The sequence below is a fragment of the Rhodopirellula sp. J20-39 genome (assembly GCF_057365095.1).
The window spans coordinates 7442131-7461130 of sequence record NZ_CP195123.1; the positions used below are offsets into that span (position 1 = coordinate 7442131).

Here is a 19000-nt window from a genome sequence, read left to right on the forward strand (position 1 = left end):
CGTTATCCCTCGTCCGAGTCACTCAGGTCACCGGAACACATGCCACAGATAACACTAGGCTGAACCGTTTGTGACAGGTTCATCTGCTGAAGTCGCTGGTACCGGGCATCGAAACAATGGTCGCACTTCGAAAATCGCTGCAGGTCCCACAGATCGGCAAAGACGCGTCCCTTCCGCCAGGACAACGTTTCCTCCATCACGGCCTCTAACGAACGCAGTGACGGAGGCTGAAAATCACCCGTTGCTAACAACCGATCCATGATTCCGTTCCCTTGCCGAGTCGGAATGACCGCACAACAATCGACGCCGTTTTCAAACGCGAACCAAACCGACGCGATCGCCTGCTGAATCCCTTCCGTCTCCGTTGTCCAGGGCGGCCGCAACAAGACGAATGCACGGACGCGAATTTGATTTTTCAACAAGAACTCGCAGCCGTTCGAAAAATCACCAGTCGTCATCTGCTTATTCAAACGTGACAACGTCGGCTCGTGGGACGTTTCCAACCCCATCGCCACTTCAAGCTGCGTTCCGCAATCATCCTGAAACGTGATCACCTTGTCGTTACACAACTTGGGATGGTTCTCAACGATCACGGTTTGGTAACCGGCAACGAGCCTGGCTATTTTAGGAAGATCGCCCCGCGGAAACGCCCGTGCATCGAAAAAATTGCCGCTGTTGTAGAGCTTGATGTGTTGAGCGACGGGGAGCTCCGCTATCGCATGTTCAACCTGGCGAACGACCGCTCCGGCTGGCATCGGCGCATCGGTCGTGTTCTTCCACAAATCGCACATCAGACAGCGAAAAACGCATTCGCGGTTAGATAGAAAAACTGTCGCCACATCCTCGACCACGCCCGCCGCCGAGTACTCCGGCTCGACCAACATTGCGTAGGGGCGATTTAGGTCGACTGAGTTCCGAGGCCCACGGGCGGAAAGGATCGCCGCGTCGGACCACTGCGGTTCACTCATACGGCCCAACGCCAAGTGAGTTGCAAACCGGAGTCTCGCGAGGCCTCATTCAAACTCACGCGAATACCTTGCGAAACGCGTCGCGGTAACTCTGTTCATCACTCGGGAACAACTCCGTGAACGTGGCATCGGTGCCCGCACCGTGTTGAAAACGTCGCTTTTCGAATACCGGCATCGTTAAACCAGTTACCTGTTCGACACCGCGCCGGACGACTTCGCCTTTCAAGTTGTAGAGTTTGCCGTGTTCCCAATCGGTCAGCTCGATGAACGGGATCCCCTCGGAAACTTCAATCACATTAGGAAGGGCAAACGGGCTTAAACCTCGAAAGCCAAACTTCCTCGCCGGTGCCCACGATCGCACATGGCCGCGGCTCTGACCGCCGCTGTAGGTCAACGAGTGCTTGATCGCATCGACGCCCCAGCCCTCGTGATACAGCATCAGGTTGTTCAGCACGCTGCGAATCGTCAGCTCGCTGTTCTCTTCGATAGGGTAATCCTTCATGTTTTCATCGCCGCCGTCGCCATCGAGCAAGTACTTCCAATCGGGATAGCGATTTCGAATTTCGCGGCAAAGGGCCAAGCCCATCGTCGCCGCTTGAACGTCCAGCGGCTTGTAGTCTTCGATCACTTCCACCGCTTCGCGATAATCAATCGCGGATGCCGGCACGTCAATCACTTCCAAGAACATGCTTAAGTCTAGATCGCTTAAGAATTGGTGACACTGTTCCGCGTCCTGTCCGCATTGATCGATCGACAAACTGAATGCTTTCAACCGCGCCGGCGATTCGCCACGTTTCAACAAACAATCATACGTGGCACAAAACACGGCCCCACTATCGATGCCGCCGCTGAACAACACACCAATGGGTTCGTGTTGTGGGATATGATCCAACCAACATGTGATCTCGTTTTGCAGTGCCGCGATATACGCGTAGCCAATCTGATCGAGGTCTGTCGAAAGCCGATTGCGTTGCGGCGTGAAAAAACGGGTGTACACAGGATTGGGATCCGGACATCCCAACAAAGCGATCTCGACGATGTGGTGGGCGGGCACCATTCGCGTGTAAGACGGATGAAACTGATCTTCCAACCCCTCGGCTTTGAGCCAATCACGAATCTCATCCATTCGTTCGGCAACCACCAAGCACGGGCCGGCTACTTGCTTGGCCAAAAAGTACCGCATCGGACGCCCGATCGACCGGGCCATGCGGACGATGTTGCCACTGCGATGCACCAACGCAAACTGCCCATCGACCTGCCGCAAACTTTCCGCGTCACCAGCGCCCAAAAGCGCCACGGCGTCTTGCACGGACGAGTTAAACAACGCATTCGCATCGTCATCCAATAGGCTAACAAAACGCTCAACGTATTGATGGTCGTGCATGTCAAACACTCAGGGTCAAAGTAGGTAGGGCAAAGAAGGCAGGTGACGAATTCTAGCCCGAACACCATCACCTTGTCAGCCGACGAAATCGTGCCGGACAAGCTGACGACCAAGCAACAGTTTTCGAATACCGACAAGCTACGCTGACTTAGCCGCCGGCGCGATCCCAAGCTTCGCTTCAATGTCTTCGAGTGCCACCCCTTTGGTTTCCGGCACGAAGAACAGCACCCAAATCAGTTGCAACACCATCATCCCACAGAAGAACAGAAAGACGTGCGAAGGTGCGAACGCCCCCACCATCATGGGGAAGACGGAGGTCAGAATCGCAGCGAAAATCCAGTGAGTGAAACTGCCCAGCGATTGCCCCGCAGCACGTTGCTTGTTCGGAAAGACTTCTGAAATCAACACCCAAATCACGGCACCTTGACCGATCGCGTGGGCTGCAATGAAGGCGAAGATGCACGCCGGAACGATGTCAAAGTTTTCACTATGAAACGCCCATGCACACGTTCCCAAAGATGCGATGTAGCCCACCGAACCAATTAACAAGAGCGTGCGTCGCCCCAATCGGTCGATCAACCACAACCCTAGGAAAGTGAAGATCAGGTTGGTGACACCGATCCCTATCGATTGAAGCAGAGCCGCTTGTTGCCCCAGACCCGTCATTTCAAAGATACGTGGGGCGAAGTACAGAATCGCGTTGATGCCAGATAGCTGATTAAAGAACGCGACGAAGAAGGCCAACGCGATCGGAACCCGCAAACGCATCGTCCAAAAACGTTCTGACGAATCCGATTCTTCGGACGCTTGATGAATCTGCTCAACGCGGTCGGCGATCTCTTGCGGTGATGCCTCTGGACTGACCAACCCAAAGATACGAGTCGCTTCCTTTTCATCACCACGACGCGAGATCAACCAACGTGGACTCTCGGGCAACCCGATGCACAACAGGCTGAAAATAAGCGCAGGGATGGCTTCCACACCGAGCATCCATCGCCATGCGTTTTCACCGATCCGACCGAGCATCGCATTGGACGCGAACGCGACCACAATGCCGACCACAATATTGAACTGGAACAAGCCAGCAAGTCGACCGCGACGATCTGCCGGCGCGATCTCGGAGATATACAGCGGGGCTGCAACGGTCGAGATCCCGACCCCTAAACCGCCGATAAATCGAGCCAACATGAACGAATAGACGTCCGTTGCCAGTCCCGACCAGATCGCCGATGAGAGATAAAGTACTCCGATCCACAACAACGTTGCCTTACGCCCAAACCGATCCGTCGGCCAACCACCACACAACGAACCCACCACGGTGCCCCACAATGCCATACTCATGGCCAGTCCGTGTTGGCCATCGCCCAACGACCACAATGCCTGGATCGTGCTTTCGGCTCCAGAAATCACAACAGTGTCGAAGCCGAACAAAAATCCGGCCAGGGCAGAGGTCAGCGACCAACGTATGAGTCGACTCGGCATGGGGACAGCCATATGGGGAATGAAGTTGGAAAGAGTTCGCTTGCGAAAACCGATCATCATACGCAATTCGAACGCAGGTGCGGGCTTGGCGATTTCAACTCTTGACGAAATCGCCGAATCGCTGGACAGTGATGGATCGCCCGCCCAATCGCATTTGATGTTCACGCTTACAAATTGGAAGCTAAAAAATCGAAAGCTCGTGAATTAGCAGCCAGCAACACCGGCCACTCACACCGAGCGGGTTCGGACCGCATGATGCGAAGTCTCTTTGTCGAGTTGATCCCAGCGAATGATTTCGCTCGTTCCAACCAACGAACTCATCAGCAAGCACGGAATCCATGATGACGGACGCGCGGAACCCCAACGCAAACCCGCGAGACAATCGCGTTACGACTCGCTCCTTCACCGGTCAATCACACGAGTTCCTGACTCAACGTGGGCTTTGGCTTCAGCAAAACGCCCGAGTCGATCAGCCTACCCGAGTCGGCCGGTCCAGTAGGAACCCATTGCAATCCAACGTCCCCGAAAACTCGCCGGGTCCGTCCGATCGATCCTTGCTGGGCCGCGTCGATGACCAGCCTCTTGATCCCGGCACGTTGCAAAACCTGCGTCCGGCGCGACGATACCCCAATCCAGCTCGGTTACGCACCGGCCCACTGACGCCGCTGTTCGCCACGGCTTTGGCAGACTCGCCACTTTGGAGTTCACCGCAAGCGTGGCCCGCGGGATACACACCTTCGAAACAGGAACAGAGCATCCCCGCCGATGTGAGCACGATCGCAAACGCGATTGGAAAGCTCGCGATCATGTTACCCGGCAAACATGTTGGTCAATTCGCCAGCGGCTCGGCATTCATTACCGGCCCCAACACCATCATGACTTGTGCCCACAATCTGTTCGATTCAAACGAACGCGAGTGGTCGCGAGGCTTGGAATTCCATCCTGGATACGATTTCTATTCGTCCACTCCAACTCCCGCGTGCCGGATCACATCGGGGATCGTGCCGAAAGCCTATCTCGACAACCCTTTGACGAACAACGACATTGCGATCTGTCGTGTCGATTGCAATATTGGCGACATCATGGGCGTCGAGTTGCCAATCCAAGAACTCGATGATGTGGCATTCTTTGACGACCACTGGGTCGACATCCTAGGCTATCCCGCGGGCAGTGGTTTTGATTTCGGCAAGCAACTTTGGCGTAGCCGCGGTCGATTTTTGTTTGGAGTCAGCGGTGGCGGCGAAGATGAATTTTCGCCGGTCGTCGCCACCCACTTCGGCGGCGGTGCCAGCGGATGCCCCTGGGTCTACTACGATCCCACTAAGCAACAGCATGTCGCCGTCGGTCTCACATCCGGTCACGCACGACTGCGATACAATCCGTCCGAACCGAACCTGATGACGTTGACCTCATCGTTGTGGACGACGCGCACGATAGAACGACTCAACAACGATTTCATCGAACACTCTTTCGAATGATCGGCTTCTCTTTTACTCAAACCTTCGTGCTGCTTACCCTTTCGTGCCGACAAACCGATAGTGCGGAACACGCACCAACGGCAGATAGGGAATCGAACCACGCGATTCATGCAGCGATCGCGTTTGAAACCGTTTCGATAGCATCGGCAGGTGATCGGGCGACAAATTAACATTGTCGGTCCCAAACCAAATCGGCCACCCCGTTCGAGTCAACCAACCATGCCGAACTCGGTCACGACTGGCATGCTTGCGTGACACATAGAAGTCGACAACGGCAATGGTGCCGCCCACCTTCAACAACCGACATGCCTCATCGATCGCGGAAAACCAGTTTGGAATCATGGTTAACGAGTAAGAAAGCGTGACGACATCGGCACACCCATCGGCCAACGGTGTCGCGGTCGCATCACAACACCGAACTTGGGTTTCAGTCGAAGAATCAATCATTCCATCACAGCGCAAACTTTCGATCCGTTTGGCAGCCACCTTCAACATCGAATCGGAAAGATCAACCAATTCGATCCCTCCGAGCTTGGAAATCTCCTTACCGGCAAACTCCAGATTTTTACCGGTGCCGCATCCCAAATCGACCCACACACCTTGGTCCGGAAAGACCAACGAGTCGATCAACTCTCGGCGTCCATGCAACATGCGTTCGCGAAACGAATCGTAGTCACTCGCTTGAGCTCGATAAAAGCTCTCCAACCGATCCTGGTGAGTGTCACCACGGACGGGCACCAATAAAAGCTGCCCGATGGTGCGCATATCGGATACAAGCGTTCTCACGCTGCGGTCTCCAGGTCCGCAATATGGAAACTTCCGTAAGTGTTGACGCGGTCCAACTGGTGCAACCGCTGAGCAAGATCAAAACGGTAGCTCAACAGTTCACCCAGTCGACGGACGCTGCCACGATGGCGAACTTGAATTGGATTGACAAACCCGACCTCTGGCCCGGCACTTCGCCAGAGTATTCGTGCGTCCGAACCGGCATGATCCACAATCGCTTGCCATTCTTCAGCCAATGCTTCCGGTGCCCGTTCAGCCATCCAGTCCATGTGGTCGAGCAGCACAAACCGGTCAAACGCATGGTCTCGGCTGGATAGGAAACCTTCCATCGTTTGCGTATGGCAACGCACCCGATCGACCAAGCCGCCTTTCAACAGCTCGAAATTGTCACGCTTAAGATACTCGGGACAACAATCTTGGGAGTATGCCCCCGTCAGGTACACCCGCCAAAAGTAGTTATCAGCCAACGCCAGATTCGTCAGAACCGCTTGCACTCGATCTCGTACGAAGCTTTCAATCCCGCCGGTGTAGGTGCGATCGATCTGCAAACGTTGTGACCTTGGCACACCCAACATGGCCATCGTCGTATCACGCCGAAGAGCCCAACGGATAGGCATTCTCCACAAGCGTTTCTCGACACGCTGCTCAGCAAATATTTCTCGTTGCGTTTCCACATCGGGCGCGGCAATCAAATCCCTCACGGCATCACGAAGCCCGACGCGATCGAGATAATGATTGATCCACCAAGCAAATAGCCCTGATGTACCATGGAAATAGAAAGTCCCACGTCTCGCCGAACCGTCAAAGAAATGCCGACGCGAATCCCAGGACTCGCGCACTTTGGGCGTTAATTGAGGGCGCAACCGAGTGTCGTATAAGTGGTTCCAATCCGGATGCCAGCCGGTGCCGAAGGCGGCAAAGAAATCTTCGTAGTCCAATTCTCGAATGCCCGCGATCTTCAGTTCCAGCAATGCGTTTTGCAGCGGGTTCATGTCCACACAATCAATCGACGCCGGGCTGTCCAGCGCGTAATCCAATGCATTGCATCCCGCCGAAGTGATCATGACGACGCGATCATTCGAATGCAGTCGAAGAGCTTGACGGTCTAGCCGTGGATCTTCCCAACAGGTGTTGTAAACCAGGTTGCGAGAGTGAATCGCACGGAAACATTTCGCTTCGAACCAACGGTGAAACATGGGGTTCCTATCTAAGAAAAGGGGGATTCGTGGTCAGTCCGTTCAGGCAATCGACAACTGACATTGCTCGCGGGGCGGCAACGTTTGCAGCGGTAAGTCTTGGTAATGTGAGTGCAACTCCAGCGTGCCATCGAAACGCTCGATCAACCCGGTACAGTTTTCCACCCAGTCACCGGTGTTGCAGTAAATCACGGAATCCGATTGAGCGATCGTGGGACTGTGCAGGTGCCCACAAATGATTCCGTCGCAGCCCACACGTTCGGCATGTGTGATCAGTTGTTGCTGGAAGGCAGAAACAAACTTGGCAATCGACTTGGTTTGTCGTTTCAGTCGATTGCAGACGGCATACGGATTGGCAGCGTGATTCCTGCTAAACCGGTGTCGCCAGCGGCTGATCCCAAGCAGTGGGTCGTACGTTCGCATCAGCAATTTGGAGAGCCAGACCGCGTTGGTTTCGAACCAATCAAAGCGATCACCATGCGTCACCAAAAAGCGGCGTCCGTCGGCCGCATGAAAAACCACTTGATCGGTGATCAAAAGGTACTTGCAATGATCCGTTAGCAAGCGACGGTGTAACGGGTTACGGAACAAAGCATCGTGGTTCCCCGGCAAATACGTGATCTGAGTTCCGCAACCCATCATCTCACGCAAGCGATCCAGAATGCGGTTGTAGATTGGTTGCCAGTGCCAACGTCGACTCAACTTCCAGCCGTCGACGACATCGCCCACTAAAAACAGTTGGTCTGGTCGATACTGGCCCAAGAAGTGATACAACGCGTCAGGACGACTGTATCGGCATCCCAAGTGAGTATCACTGATAAAGAGTGTACGAACACGACGTTCACTCTCGTGTTCAAACAGACCATCTGATTGTTCGGCCATGCGTGCCGTTTCAATGAAAGGAAGCTTTCCAGACGGTGCCTCACGCTGCCAGCATGCGCCGCAGGACAAAGTCCGCCAACTGAAAAGTTCAATTCCGTTTTGAACTTTCCACGCGGCGGATCTTAGAAAACTTCCATGAAGTTCAGACGACTTCGAAGATCAGGTTTTGGTGAAGATTGCCTCGCTGTTACCGAAGCCCATCACTCATTGGCGTGCTCCACCTGGATGAGCGACGCTTTGCAAAGATTCGGTGAAGATACTTGTACCTTCACCATGAACCCACGACGGAGTGGGACACCGTGCAACAACCATCTTGCATGTCGCTGCACCATTATAAAAATTAGCCCGTCAAAGACTTCAATCGCTTCGAGACTACTGGGTGATTGGCAAGTCGAAGTCGCCAGTCAAATCGCGATAGATCGTATGGATGTGATTGGCAGGATTACCAGCCGGATCCGATTGCGAGTTTGCGAATTCAATCAGGAAACGTTTTCCTTGAACTCGGTAATAGTGGCCAACACCAGGCTTCGTTGCGCCGGCCCAAGCGAACCACACGTTGTCCCAGCCATCCTCTTGGATCTCGGCACGTCGTTTTGACGCCACTTCATCAGGGGCGACATCGGTGTAAAGAAAAACCAACTCTTGCAACAACTCTTTTTGACTGTCATCCAGTTTCGAATAAGCGATTCCTTCGGGAGGAAGCACGTCCGGTTGCGTCTGGGCAATAAAGCGAATGTCTCGCGGGGCCTGATCCGCAATCACCGCGAGTTCTTTTTGCTGGGGCGCGAAGCCGTTAACCAACTTGAACCCCAGTTGCTCTTCACGACTTAGTACAGCGGTCCCTTTACCGAGCGTCACGGTGGTGTCATTCATGACCACCGCAGGGTTTGCGGCTAGGAATTGGGGCGTGCTGTCGAGCACTTTGTTACCACGGCAAACAAAGTTCAATGACAAGTGATGCCCTTCGAAACTGAGTCCCCATTTAGCGGCTTTCCCACTGTCGTCTTTCGAGGCTGTTTGACTCGGATCCCCGAACAAGGTCACGTAATAGCGCTGTGGGTTTCGTTCCCAACGACCTTTACCAGCCTCCATTTCGTTGAGCACTTCTTCCAGCAACATGATTCGATTCGCCTTGAAGTACCCAGCTTCGCTCAATGCCGAACGCAACAAACGCAGCGCCGCGGTGCGTTGAGCATCGTTCATCTTCTCCAGCATCAATCCCTTGCGTTCGTCTTTGGGAATGAAGTGCCAGCCCACACGCTCGGGCGAATCAAAATTCTTCATTGTCAATTCGCGTTGACTGTCGTCGAGCGTTTCTAGATAGGCGGTTGCGAAGGTTTGCATTTGCTCCGCGGGCGACTGAGAAATCTTCCAGCCGACGACGCAACAAACCAAGGCGGCAACAAATACAAACGAAAACAGACGGGCGGTACGGTGAAACATGGCAAAGGCGGGCTGAGGTGGGAGGCTGTGAAGGCGGGATTGCGGAATCAGGATTGTAGTTGATCGGACGTCGGTGCGAACACTCGATAAGGTGCCCAGTGCGCCTTTTTGATCCGCATGATCGCCACGAGGTCTCCCTCGGGGTCGACCGCGATCATCTCACCAGCGGTGTATTCGTTACCCGCCAAGTCAGTTTGAGGATTCGGATCGTCCGGCGGCACCGACATGTGTTCTGGCGCAGTTGGCTCCCCGGTGACATACAAGCCATTTCGCACGCGATAGGCGTCCACTCGATCCAGATCCATTCGGGGCATGAAGGATAACGCAGGGATCGGCGACTGAACGCAATCGGTTAACCACGGGGAACCTGTCACCTCATTCAGATCGCTCATCGGTGTTAGTTCGTGCCGCAAGGGCATCCCTGGAACCGGCGGCGGATCGTTCGGTGGCATGCAATCGATCGCTGCATCGAGATGGAAATTCCCTACTTCGGTGCGTACCAAGTCCGTCATCACGGCAACCGTTTGACAGGCGGCAGCAATGTCGATCCCCAACGACCGCAAGTAAGTTCCCGAACCACAAGTCACATCGACTTGAATGGTAGGCGGTTCGTATCGCAGCAATTCAATGGCACCCAGCCAGACTCGACGGGTTGGCATTTCAATTTCTTCACCGCGACGGATGCGTTGATGGGCACGTTCGCCGTTGACCCAAATCGCGGAGTGCGACGGAGGCGTTTGATCGACCCAACCGCTGAAACTGGCAAGTGCTTGTTCGACCTGCGCACGCGTTGGCACGACCGGATCAGCCACTTCGATCACCAGTTCTTCCAGATCGCCAGACTCGCTGTGGGCACCAAACCGGAAAGTAGCAACGTAACGTTTCGTTGGCTTTAACATCCACGGCGTCAACCGAGTCGCGGAACCAACGGCCAACACCACCAAACCGGATGCCAAAGGATCCAGCGTGCCAGTATGCCCAACCTTCAGCTTGCGATTTTCATTCTCGCGCCGCAGTCGTCGCTGAACTCGGTTGGCAAGGTCACGAGACGTCATGCCCTTGGGTTTATTGAAAGGCAGGAAACCAAAGGGTGCTGTAGGAAAAGTGTCTTTCAAGGTCTTGATAAACGGTTGTGTTACGAGTGAATTTCGGTTGCGTTAAGAGTGAATTTACAGAGCGTTGGCTGAAAAACGTCGCAAGTAAACCCAAGCGACCGCCGCCAGGATGGCTTCCACAGCGATAAACATCAACCGCGCCGCGATCACCGACAACAACGCGTGGGTTGGCCCAATCACGGGCGCAAGAACAAGCAAGGTGACGTATTCCCGCACGCCAGCACCACCGGGCAACAGTGATGCAAACCCGAGTACCATGCCGAGCGAGATCGCCGCGGTCGCCGTCCCGGTCCAAGAAAGCAAGTCAAACCAGGAAGCAAGACCATCGACGCTAGCCGCAGACGCCAATTCGTTCGCTACCCCAGCATCAGAAAAGGTTTCCCACGAAGGGATCGCGGAAACCAGGCACGCAAACGAACCGCCAATGAACGCCCACGAAATCAACGACGCCAAACCACATACCGTTAATAACGACCACGTGATTCCTTGAACCGTTGGCGATTGTGATACCGGCAACGGGTCGTCCGTTGCTTGCGGTTGGTCGGCGGAGGCTTGCGGTTGGTAGGCAGAGGCTTGCTCCCGTTTAGCTCGGCGACGTTGTACGACAGCTACCAATCGCCGCATGATCGGCGGGCTGAGTGGCAACATCGAACCGACCGCCATCAACGCTGCCATCGACCGCACCCAAATCGGCAATGGCGAATTCCACAACAACGCCCCAGCGAGAAAACCGCCGACGCCCATCATCAACAGGGTTTCTAAAAAGACACAAGTTGTGGCGCGACCGACTGGGCGCTGCGACGCAGGCAGCCCTTTGGGCAAGATCGCGCCGACGCGCAGCACGACCACTAGAGCTTTACCCGGCACATACTTCCCCACATGCCCCAGCAATTGGGCGGCAACGGCCAAACGCCATCGAGAAGGAACCTGCATTGCCAGGCAACACCGGTGCAAAATCCAACCCGGTGGCAGTAACCCTAGCCCGTATAGAAACGCGGCGAAGGCCATTCGATCCCAACGCACATTACCGAGCGAGGGGATCGCAGCGATCCTTGCATCCGCCTCGGAACGCAATACCGAACGACGAACTGGGTCGCTCGCCGCAGCGGCTTGCAGTTGCAAAGACTCCGCTTCCGCAGTCAATTTCGCAGTCTCAGCCACCCAACGTCGACTGGACTGGATCGCCGCAGCCACCAACCCCATCAACACAAGCAAGAAAACAACTCGCTTGATCCAGGGCAATGCAACCGCCCCGACTTGCCGGCAACGCTCGACAATCGACGATCGCTCGGCTACGGGCAAATGAGAGTGTCCTTGGAGATCACGATTGCCCCGGTTGTCACCGTCCTGGTCATCTTCAGGACGATCATCATTGGGCCAATCCGCATCACGCTCAGTTATCGGCAAGCGGTTCTTTTTTCTCGGTGATCACTTCGCATTCCTCGGATTGCTCTGCGTTGATCTCGATGTATTTCTGCCACTCTTCCGGCAAATTGTCTTCGTGGAAGATCGCTTCAACAGGACACTCGGGGACGCATGCTTCACAATCGATGCACTCTTCCGGGTGGATGTAGAGCATTTGTTCGCCTTCGTAGAAACATTCTACGGGACAAACGACAACGCAATCGGTGTACTTGCATCCGGAGCAGGGTTCGGCGACGACGTGCATAAATATTACCTTAGGTTTTCAGCAATCAAAACTTCAGTGTGAAAGGCAGCAGAAGCGTCTGCCAATTGGCAGAATTATCGGACCAGCCCGCTTGGGAACTTGGCCGAAATCCGTCTGCAATTCACCAGAATCGCAAACGCAGGTTTCCGCAGACCCTTTATTTTGCCTAGACGGCAATGTTCTATTTTGCCGAATCAGGAAGCTTGGGCAAACCTCCCATCTCGCAAATTTTGAATTTCAGGGCATAGTTTCTGGTTCCTGCAAGTAAAACGGCCCTTTGACGACCGTCCCCTTTTCGAAGCTTCAACATCGTGCCCCACCCCTCCGACGACACCGAAACAACCGATTCCGCCACTTCAGACGCCATGGAATCGCACCCACCCACCGAGACGGAAGCGACCGCCGCGATGATTTTGCGAACCAAACCCAACCGTCACTTTCCGTTTCTATCGCGGCACCCCTGGGTGTTGGCCACCGCGTTAGCCGACGGGACGCGCTCAGATAACCAGCGTGGCGACGGCAAACGCGTCAACAAGAACCTCAAGTCCGGCAAGAACGCGAAAGACAACGCAGCACTGACGGCAGTTCCGGAAACCACTCAGACGGACGCCGCTCAAACCGAGGCAGCACCGACCGAGGCCACTGATCTCGCCGCTGACCAAGCCGACACCAAGAATCAGTTCGGCCAAGTCGCCGAGCTACTTGACCATGACGGCAACTGGATCGGACGAGGTCTATACAACCCAGCCAGCCGATTGCGATTGCGACTTTACAGTTTCGAAGCTGACCAACCGATCAACGATGCCCTGTTTGCTCGTCGTGTCGACCAAGCCGTCGCTCGCCGTCGACAATCAACGGTTCGCCCGAACCTTGCTGGCGGTGGTGAGCGTTTGATCTTTAGCGAATCGGACCTGCTTAGCGGCTTAATCGTGGATCGCTATGCGGATTGTCTGTCCATCCAGTTCACCTCGGCAGCTTTGTTACAGCGAGGCGAATTCCTGATCGATCAAGTCTTGGCGGCTTGCGAAAAGTACGGCACGCCGTGCCAACGAGTCGTTTGCCGGATGGATCCTGCGACGGCCAAACACGAAGGCGTCTCGTCGGACTGGATTACCAAAATCGAGTCCTGGAGCCGCGGGCTGGAATCGGAAGAATCCGGTCGAGTGTGGTACCAGCACAACGACTTGAAGATGGCTTTGAATCTTTGCGACGGGCAAAAGACGGGCGGCTACCTGGACCAACAAGACAACCATGCGATCGCCGCATCGTACATGAAGGGTCGCCGAGTCCTGGACGTTTGCACTTACACGGGCGGCTTCGCCTTGGCCGCCGCTCGGGCGGGCGCCGCTGAGGTGATTGGCGTCGACAGCAGCGAGAAAGCACTTGAGATGGCTCGCCAAAACGCGGCTGCGAACTCGCTAGATCACGTCCAGTTCGAAAAAGCGGACTGCTTCGATGATCTCAAGCAACGCGGCCAAGACGGCGAAAAGTTCGATGCGATCATCCTCGATCCACCTCGGTTTGCCGGGTCGCGACGCCAAGTCGACGCCGCGCTGCGGGCCTACGCTCGACTGAACATGTCCGCCGTCGACCTGCTCAACCCATCGGGAATTTTGGTCACCTGCAGTTGCTCAGGACACGTCTCGCGTGCTGATTTCCTGAACATGCTGGTTGATGTCGGCCGCAAACGCCGGCGAGATTTGGTGATGACGCGAGTACTTGGCCCATCACCCGACCACCCATGTGCGGTATCCTGTCCTGAAAGTGACTATTTGAAATGCGTCATTGCCGAGGTGCAGTAGCGGTGCCCCGCATAATCGATGCCCCGGAAGTGAAAATTACGCAATCAAAAACGTGATTGCGGGAGACGTAGCCACTTGACGCGTTTATAGTCAACATCCCCTTTTTCAGTTTCTGGGAACACGTATCGTTTTTTGGTAAGGTGTTTCCAGTCCCTTGAGGATTCTCCGCCTTCTTCAATTTTCGTCCGAGGCCGATCGGTGTCGAATGTAACGATCAAAGTTCTGCACGGCGCTGACCGCGGGAAGCTGTTCGAGGAAATCTCGCCACCGCTGACGATCGGACGTGAAGAAGGGAACGACATCCAGCTCAACGACGAGCGAGTTAGCCGATGTCATCTGAAGATCCAACGCGATAATGATCGCCTCGTCTTGACGGATCTGGACAGCACCAACGGAACCAAAGTTAACGGTTCGGAATGCCAACTGAAGATCCTGCGTCACGGTGATCTGATTGCGGTGGGCCGAAGCCTTTTGTTGCTGGGGTCCGAAGAACAGATCGCCGAGCGACTGCGATTGATGGGCAATGGCGGGGGAACGCTCAATCGAGACATTAAGTCACTGGATGAATCGATCGCCGTTGATCTGCAACAGGAACCTGAAAGCCCGTTGCCGGTCGAATCGCTACAGGTAGAAGAATTGCCTGGGATTCCGGACGATCTTTCGCCAGGACAAAAGGCGCAACTTTGCGAGATCCTCGATTTCCTTCAAAATCGGTTGGAACGTTTGATTGAAACTGCGGAAACGGATGAGGATACGGAACAAGTGTTGCTAAAGCAGTCTGCTTGGCAGCGATTGCTTGACGTGCAATCTCGTTTGGCGTCGCTGAACCGGTCTGTCACTGATCCTGACTGGCCTTAAGACGGGTTGGCCCGTATCGATTCGCCCGGCGTTGATTAGCCAGCGTTCGACTGGTCCAACTCCTAGAGTTGTATGTTCCAGCCGACCGACCCGATGGTTGGTTGATTTCGGTCCAGCACTGCGAGACTTATTGAAGCTCGTTGGCCAACCGGAATGCAGCTGGACTGCACGGTCTTTCCTATCCGACTTTGCCACTCGTTTCAAACTTTGATGACCGCATCTTCCATCACTAACGAATCCGCTGTCGTGACCACACCAGCCCGCCCTACCACGGGCTATCGAGCTTTCCGTGCTCGCCAGGACGACCGTACCGCCTTGATCGATCCAGAGATCGGCGATTCCGAGCTTCTGCTGAAGCAAAATCTTTGTGATGAAGTCGGCTTGAGCGGTTCGAGCGAATCTGATTTTTGGCACAAGCTAAGCCAGCAAGCTCGCCAACAAGTGATTCAGGATGCGCGGCGATACACGTCGGCGTATCGAACCGTCAGCGGACCAAGCGGCAGCAACACGCAAACCAGCAACCAGGAAGCCATCGCCGCAGGCAATCCCTTGCCCGGCACGGCACCCCACCTGGAAACGCCACCGATCGTGATGGCCGGTCATCAGCCCACACTTTTTCATCCAGGTGTGTGGTTTAAGAATTTTGCGTTGCAGCACATCAGCCAAGAAACGGGTGCGATTGGCATCAACTTGGTGATCGATAACGACGTCGCATCAAGTCGTTCCATTCGCGTGCCCGTCCGAGATTCGTTCGGGCGAGCTCGTATTTCGTCGGTGGGGTACGACAATGGCGGGTCGGGGATCCCTTACGAACAAGCCAAAATCCGAGACCTGAGGCAGTTCGACGCTTTCGAAAATGGGGTCCAACGGACGATTGCTCCATTGGTGAAGAACCCGCTGATTTCCTCGCTATGGCCGCATGCTCGCGAGGCAATTCGCCGTTGCGAAATCGCCGGTTGTGCGCTCGCTCAAGCCCGGCACTCACTCGAGGCGGAATTGGGCTGGAACACGCTAGAAATCCCGCTGGGCGTTGCCGTTCGCGGACTCCCGTTCGCCCGCTTTGTGATGGAGTGGATCGACGATTTCGAGCGTTTTCATCAAGTCTATAACGATTCGGCTGACCACTACCGTGCCTGGCATGGGATCCGCAGCAACGCCCACCCCGTCCCGAACTTGACTGTCGACGGTGAATATTGGGAATTGCCGCTATGGGTGTACGGCAATGATTCGCCAACCCGGCGAGCCGTGTGGGTCCGCCGAATAGGCGACCAATTGGAAATCACGGATCGCTCCAATGATCGTCCGGGCGTTTTGTTGCCCGCTGGCGATCGAGATCGGGCTGCCGTGATTCTTTCAGAATCCAATTCACCCGAATTCAAGCTGCGACCGAGAGCGCTCGTCACCACCATGTTCGCACGCTTACTGCTGAGCGATTTGTTCCTGCACGGCATCGGCGGCGGCAAATACGATCAGCTTGCAGATCGAATCATGAGCCAGTTCTACGGCATCACAGCCCCCGCCTTTCAGGTCGTTTCCGCAACATTGCGACTTCCCGGTCAGTCGGTTGACCCCGACCGTGCGGACAAGATCAGCACCCTGCAGCGAAAAATCCGGGATACCCAGTACCAAGGTGAACGCTGGGCTGGCAACGCTTCCAACTCAGAAAACTCGACCGAAAACGACACCAAACTCAACATCATCCACGATTCGCCCGCGATCCAGGCTCTCGCTCGCCAAAAACGAGACCTGCTCGATAACATGCCTCCACACCACCAGCGAAGTGACTGGCACCGGCAAATTGAGTCGATCAACGGCAAGCTGTCTGCGTTGCTGGAGCCAACCCGAGCGACATTACGTTCGGAATTAGCACAGTTACACCAGGCTTCTGCCGAAGAACAGATCTTGGCCAGTCGTGAATGGTCGTTTTGTTTGTTCCCCTTGGAATACTTGGTTTCGGCCTTCGATCAGATGCTGACATCAGCCTCTTCGAATCAGTCTTAGCGTACTTTTCTAGGCTGGATTTCGGATTGCCGTTGCCCACCGCTGAAATTTCGCTATCCTGCGTGGCCCGAAACACTACCTATACAACGCATATCCACCCCGAGAATCATCTCATGAAGGTCGTTAGCAGTATCGGCGCGTTGAAATACCGCCACCCTGATTGCCAAGTCGTCAAACGACGTGGCCGAATTTACGTCATTTGCAAGAGCAATCCAAAGTTCAAGGTCCGCCAAGGCGGAGCGAAGGTCAAAAAGACCCGTCGTTAGAAAACGATTTCGTTAACTGTGCAAGTTAGGCCATTTGGACTAACCTGAATGAATGCGATGCACGGATGTCATCCTGTCTTGCCTTCCTTCTTTGCCGCGTTTATCGATCTCCCTGGTGTTGCCTGACGTCACCCCTCCCCCTGCACCACACCAAGGTGATCCGACTCGTTCGAAGGTTGATGCTCCGCTAAACCCGGGCGTCCATTCGGAACAGTGGGAGGACGTTGCTCCTTCAGCCATGAAGTTGAGCGATCGATCCGTTGTACCGGCGTCCCGAATTCAGGTTGTCGCTTTCGACGACCTCTCACCAGAAATGCTCCACAAGTGGGACGCATTGCGGTGGATCGCTGACGATTCCGCCCAATTCGACCAGCCCTTCTTTTCGCCTCGGTTTGCTGCAGCCGTTCATCGCGCCCGAGGTGATGTTCTCGTCGCTGTTGCCACGACGTCGGAACAGGACACGGATTCCAACGACCATGGCGCCGTCGGGTCAGCCCTCGATCCCGAACATGCCATCGGCTTTCTACCCTTCCATCGTGTTGGGCGGGTTGGCGTTCCCGTGGGTCGATTTCTAAACGACGCTCAAAGCGTGATCGGACTGGATGCCACTCGTGTGGACTGGTCGGCATGGCTTCAGGCGTGCAAAGTCACCGCATTCAACATGCATTCGATCATCCAAGCCAAATCGGACTGGATTGCTGACTATCGACTAGAAACCGTCCGAGCCTTTCGAGCAGACCTAGCGGGCGACTCCAAGCAATTCCTGCGACGACTGGAACGGGATCACCGCACGATCGGCAAACAGGGCCAGAAGACTCGCAAACTGAGTCGAGAGGTTGGCGAAGTCCGCCTGGAAATCGACTGCCGATGCCCTGACATTCTCAAGCAAACGATTCAGTGGAAAAGGGCGCAGTACCACCGCACGCACATTCTCGATTTGTTCCTCCCCGATTGGACACGCAAGCTGGTTGATGAGCTGCATAATGGGGATGACGAAATCGCGTGCAGCGAAGCAGACTCCCACCGGCCGGACCTCACCTCGATGGTCTCCAACGAAGCTGAGTTTTGCCAATTAGGCAAGCAACCGCTCAAGGGAATCCTGTCGGTGCTTTGGGCAGGCGACAAAGTCGTCGCCGCGCACTACGGGATGATCGAACGAGGCCGTCTGCATTATTGGTTCCCCACATACGATCCGACCTACGCTCGCTACTCGCCTGGCACCGCTCTGTTTACCGAGATCGTTCGCGCCGCTAGCAGCCACGGTATCAACTGCATCGACATGGGCTACGGCGAACAACCCTACAAGCAAAAGCAAACCACAACGACCAGCGAAGTGGCCTACGGAACGATCACCGATTCCAGGTGGCATCGATTTTCATTCTCGCTTGAAAACCGAGTCGTCGCCTGTCTGAAACAGATCCCGATGAAAGAGCTGATCAAGAAGGGCTGGCGGACGATTCATCCCACCGCTGGCATCAAGAAGCTAAGCTAGTCAAAGGCATCCAGAACGCCGCGTTTCTCGCTCCTGGGGCGATGCCCGCGTTTGGCCGGATATCCGCTGAATTTCGGCCCAGCAACGCTCGAATGTGTCGTTGTTTGCGAAACTTAGGCCCTCAATGGGGTTTCAATAGAACAGTGCCGTCCATTTTCGGCAAAACGACAAGTGCTCT

The 19000-nt window shown here is 55.0% G+C and carries 16 protein-coding genes; 6 read left to right on the forward strand and 10 right to left on the reverse strand.

Features of this window, described 5'->3' with window-relative positions:
* Window positions 1–2 precede the first annotated feature (2 nt).
* The 3 genes from ACR3ZL_RS26935 to ACR3ZL_RS26945 all read right to left on the reverse strand — a co-directional run bounded on the left by ACR3ZL_RS26935 (window position 3) and on the right by ACR3ZL_RS26945 (window position 3834).
* Window positions 3–968, reverse strand: coding sequence for an archaeosine biosynthesis radical SAM protein RaSEA (locus ACR3ZL_RS26935; protein ID WP_473650001.1), 966 nt, complete (start codon window positions 966–968; stop codon window positions 3–5).
* 55 nt (window positions 969–1023) lie between these two features.
* Window positions 1024–2352, reverse strand: coding sequence for an asparagine synthase-related protein (locus ACR3ZL_RS26940; RefSeq protein ID WP_473650000.1), 1329 nt, complete (start codon window positions 2350–2352; stop codon window positions 1024–1026).
* 138 nt (window positions 2353–2490) lie between these two features.
* Window positions 2491–3834 carry a sugar porter family MFS transporter gene (locus ACR3ZL_RS26945; RefSeq protein ID WP_486173615.1) on the reverse strand — a complete coding sequence of 448 codons (1344 nt, stop codon included), beginning with the start codon at window positions 3832–3834 and terminating at the stop codon, window positions 2491–2493.
* A 338-nt stretch (window positions 3835–4172) separates the two neighbouring features.
* Between ACR3ZL_RS26945 and ACR3ZL_RS26950 the strand changes: the two genes are divergently transcribed.
* A complete protein-coding gene (locus ACR3ZL_RS26950) occupies window positions 4173–5312 on the forward strand; it encodes a trypsin-like serine peptidase (protein WP_473649999.1) in 1140 nt (379 codons plus the stop codon).
* 33 nt (window positions 5313–5345) lie between these two features.
* On the opposite strand, the gene ACR3ZL_RS26955 is transcribed toward ACR3ZL_RS26950, so the two are convergent.
* From ACR3ZL_RS26955 to ACR3ZL_RS26985, 7 genes are all read right to left on the reverse strand, one after another.
* Entirely contained in the window at window positions 5346–6098 is a 753-nt protein-coding gene (locus ACR3ZL_RS26955) for a class I SAM-dependent methyltransferase (protein WP_473649998.1), read from the reverse strand.
* On the reverse strand, window positions 6095–7294 hold the full coding sequence (locus ACR3ZL_RS26960; protein ID WP_473649997.1) for a BtaA family protein: 1200 nt from the start codon (window positions 7292–7294) through the stop codon (window positions 6095–6097). Before ACR3ZL_RS26960 ends, ACR3ZL_RS26955 begins: the two co-directional genes overlap by 4 nt.
* Window positions 7295–7336: 42 nt before the next feature.
* The gene (locus ACR3ZL_RS26965; protein ID WP_473649996.1) at window positions 7337–8176 is read right to left on the reverse strand and encodes a UDP-2,3-diacylglucosamine diphosphatase; all 840 of its coding nucleotides are present in this window, start codon (window positions 8174–8176) and stop codon (window positions 7337–7339) included.
* Between the two features lie 372 nt (window positions 8177–8548).
* Window positions 8549–9619 carry a DUF3500 domain-containing protein gene (locus tag ACR3ZL_RS26970; protein WP_473649995.1) on the reverse strand — a complete coding sequence of 357 codons (1071 nt, stop codon included), beginning with the start codon at window positions 9617–9619 and terminating at the stop codon, window positions 8549–8551.
* A 47-nt stretch (window positions 9620–9666) separates the two neighbouring features.
* Entirely contained in the window at window positions 9667–10734 is a 1068-nt protein-coding gene (truB, locus tag ACR3ZL_RS26975; protein WP_486173110.1) for a tRNA pseudouridine(55) synthase TruB, read from the reverse strand.
* 54 nt (window positions 10735–10788) lie between these two features.
* Window positions 10789–12141 carry a lysylphosphatidylglycerol synthase domain-containing protein gene (locus ACR3ZL_RS26980; protein WP_473649993.1) on the reverse strand — a complete coding sequence of 451 codons (1353 nt, stop codon included), beginning with the start codon at window positions 12139–12141 and terminating at the stop codon, window positions 10789–10791.
* Window positions 12128–12403 (reverse strand): 4Fe-4S binding protein, encoded by a 276-nt coding sequence (locus ACR3ZL_RS26985; protein ID WP_473649992.1) that lies wholly within the window; start codon window positions 12401–12403, stop codon window positions 12128–12130. Before ACR3ZL_RS26985 ends, ACR3ZL_RS26980 begins: the two co-directional genes overlap by 14 nt.
* 365 nt (window positions 12404–12768) lie before the next feature.
* On the opposite strand from ACR3ZL_RS26985, the gene ACR3ZL_RS26990 reads away from it, so the two are divergent.
* The 5 genes from ACR3ZL_RS26990 to ACR3ZL_RS27010 all read left to right on the forward strand — a co-directional run bounded on the left by ACR3ZL_RS26990 (window position 12769) and on the right by ACR3ZL_RS27010 (window position 18822).
* Window positions 12769–14205 carry a class I SAM-dependent rRNA methyltransferase gene (locus tag ACR3ZL_RS26990; protein ID WP_473653447.1) on the forward strand — a complete coding sequence of 479 codons (1437 nt, stop codon included), beginning with the start codon at window positions 12769–12771 and terminating at the stop codon, window positions 14203–14205.
* Window positions 14206–14403: 198 nt separating this feature from the next.
* On the forward strand, window positions 14404–15063 hold the full coding sequence (locus tag ACR3ZL_RS26995) for an FHA domain-containing protein (RefSeq protein ID WP_486173111.1): 660 nt from the start codon (window positions 14404–14406) through the stop codon (window positions 15061–15063).
* A 210-nt stretch (window positions 15064–15273) separates the two neighbouring features.
* Window positions 15274–17064: a hypothetical protein gene (locus ACR3ZL_RS27000; protein ID WP_473649990.1), complete on the forward strand. Its 1791-nt coding sequence runs from the start codon at window positions 15274–15276 to the stop codon at window positions 17062–17064.
* Between the two features lie 113 nt (window positions 17065–17177).
* A complete protein-coding gene (ykgO, locus tag ACR3ZL_RS27005) occupies window positions 17178–17330 on the forward strand; it encodes a type B 50S ribosomal protein L36 (RefSeq protein ID WP_068259038.1) in 153 nt (50 codons plus the stop codon).
* A 238-nt stretch (window positions 17331–17568) separates the two neighbouring features.
* Window positions 17569–18822, forward strand: a complete 1254-nt coding sequence (locus tag ACR3ZL_RS27010; RefSeq protein ID WP_473649989.1) for a GNAT family N-acetyltransferase — start codon at window positions 17569–17571, stop codon at window positions 18820–18822.
* The last annotated feature ends 178 nt before the right edge of the window (window positions 18823–19000 follow it).

Bases quoted from the DNA above. Each gene is read 5' to 3' on its own strand.
- ACR3ZL_RS26935 (WP_473650001.1), bottom strand. From the start codon at position 968: ATGAGTGAACCGCAGTGGTCCGACGCGGCGATCCTTTCCGCCCGTGGG.
- ACR3ZL_RS26940 (WP_473650000.1), bottom strand. From the start codon at position 2,352: ATGCACGACCATCAATACGTTGAGCGTTTTGTTAGCCTATTGGATGAC.
- ACR3ZL_RS26945 (WP_486173615.1), bottom strand. From the start codon at position 3,834: ATGCCGAGTCGACTCATACGTTGGTCGCTGACCTCTGCCCTGGCCGGA.
- ACR3ZL_RS26950 (WP_473649999.1), top strand. From the start codon at position 4,173: ATGATGACGGACGCGCGGAACCCCAACGCAAACCCGCGAGACAATCGC.
- ACR3ZL_RS26960 (WP_473649997.1), bottom strand. From the start codon at position 7,294: ATGTTTCACCGTTGGTTCGAAGCGAAATGTTTCCGTGCGATTCACTCT.
- ACR3ZL_RS26965 (WP_473649996.1), bottom strand. From the start codon at position 8,176: ATGGCCGAACAATCAGATGGTCTGTTTGAACACGAGAGTGAACGTCGT.
- ACR3ZL_RS26970 (WP_473649995.1), bottom strand. From the start codon at position 9,619: ATGTTTCACCGTACCGCCCGTCTGTTTTCGTTTGTATTTGTTGCCGCC.
- ACR3ZL_RS26985 (WP_473649992.1), bottom strand. From the start codon at position 12,403: ATGCACGTCGTCGCCGAACCCTGCTCCGGATGCAAGTACACCGATTGC.
- ACR3ZL_RS26990 (WP_473653447.1), top strand. From the start codon at position 12,769: ATGGAATCGCACCCACCCACCGAGACGGAAGCGACCGCCGCGATGATT.
- ACR3ZL_RS27000 (WP_473649990.1), top strand. From the start codon at position 15,274: ATGACCGCATCTTCCATCACTAACGAATCCGCTGTCGTGACCACACCA.
- ykgO (WP_068259038.1), top strand. From the start codon at position 17,178: ATGAAGGTCGTTAGCAGTATCGGCGCGTTGAAATACCGCCACCCTGAT.
- ACR3ZL_RS27010 (WP_473649989.1), top strand. From the start codon at position 17,569: ATGAAGTTGAGCGATCGATCCGTTGTACCGGCGTCCCGAATTCAGGTT.